Below are 1,330 nucleotides of genomic sequence, written 5' to 3'. Positions count from 1 at the left end.
CCCCCCCCCCCCCCCCCCCCCCCCCCCCCCACTCCCACTCCCCTGCTCTCTGACATGTGTATTTTCTCTTATAGAGGTCCATGGCCCGTTGATGCAGTGATCGAGATGAGCCACAGGGGAAAAAGAGCCACAAGAGCCATAAGAGCCATAAGAGCAGCCTGCGCCGAATCTTCTGAAACGAGTTGTATGGATTGAGCTAAATTACCGGCACCCGGATTTTCAAACCTGCCATCAGAGCTCCCATGCCCACCCAGCCTCTCTGGAAAACCTATCTCCTGTTCCTGCTTCCCATGGTCCTGTCCAACTTCCTGCAGTCCATGTCCGGCACGCTCAACAGCATCTACATCGGCCAGATGCTGGGGACCCAGGCGTTGGCAGCGGTGTCGGGCATGTTTCCCATCGTGTTTTTCTTTATCGCGTTGGTGATCGGCCTGGGCGCGGGGGCCGGGGTGTTGATCGGGCAGGCCTATGGCGCCGGCGAAACCGGCAAGGTGAAGGCGATTGCCGGGGCGACCTTATTGCTGGGGGCGATCATCGGCCTGGCGGCGGCGGTGCTTGGCAGTGTCTTTGCGCGGGAGGCGTTGCAGGGGCTCGGCACGCCGGCCGATGTGCTGGAGGACGCCGTTTCCTATGCCCGGGTCATGCTGTGGATCTTGCCGATGTTGCTGGTATTCGTGCTGTTCACCCAACTGCTGCGCGGGGTGAGCGATACGGTGTCACCGATGTTGGCGCTGCTGGTGTCCACCAGTGTCGGGCTGCTGCTCACGCCGGCGTTGATTCGCGGCTGGCTGGGTTTGCCCCAGATGGGCATCCAGAGCGCGGCATGGGCGGGGCTGGTGGGGACGACGTCGGCGATGCTGATGCTGGCGTGGCGCCTGAATCGTCGCGAGCATGCCCTGGCGCCGGACCGTGCGTTGTTCGCGGCGATGCGCCTGGACAAGGACATCCTCGGCAAAGTGCTGCGCATTGGCCTGCCCACAGGGTTGCAGATGGTGGTGATCTCGTTGTCGGAGTTGGTGATCCTCGCGCTGGTCAATCGCCACGGTTCCGAGGCCACGGCGGCCTACGGCGCGGTGACGCAGATCGTCAACTACGCGCAGTTTCCGGCGCTGTCGCCTGCCATCCCCGCCGCGATCCTCGGCGCCCAGGCCATCGGCGCCGGACGCCTGGAGCGCCTGGGGCCGATCCTGCGCACGGGGCTGGCGATCAACCTCTGGCTCACCGGTGGGCTGGTGCTGCTGGGCTATCTGTTGTCCCACTGGCTGTTGGGGCTGTTCATCACTGACCCGGCGGCGCGGATCCAGGCCGAACACCTGCTGCATATCATGCT

General features: G+C 64.1%; 1 protein-coding gene. It reads left to right on the top strand.

All coding sequences use genetic code 11. The features are described 5' to 3' along the window. Window positions 1-242: 242 nt before the first annotated feature. Window positions 243-1,330 (top strand): MATE family efflux transporter (locus tag HGO40_RS29385; protein ID WP_250965905.1); only part of this gene is annotated, 1,088 nt, incomplete at its 3' end.

The sequence above is a fragment of the Pseudomonas sp. CG7 genome (assembly GCF_023701885.1).
GTDB classification, from domain to species: domain Bacteria; phylum Pseudomonadota; class Gammaproteobacteria; order Pseudomonadales; family Pseudomonadaceae; genus Aquipseudomonas; species Aquipseudomonas zanjanensis.
This window is presented reverse-complemented; position numbering and strand designations above follow the sequence as displayed.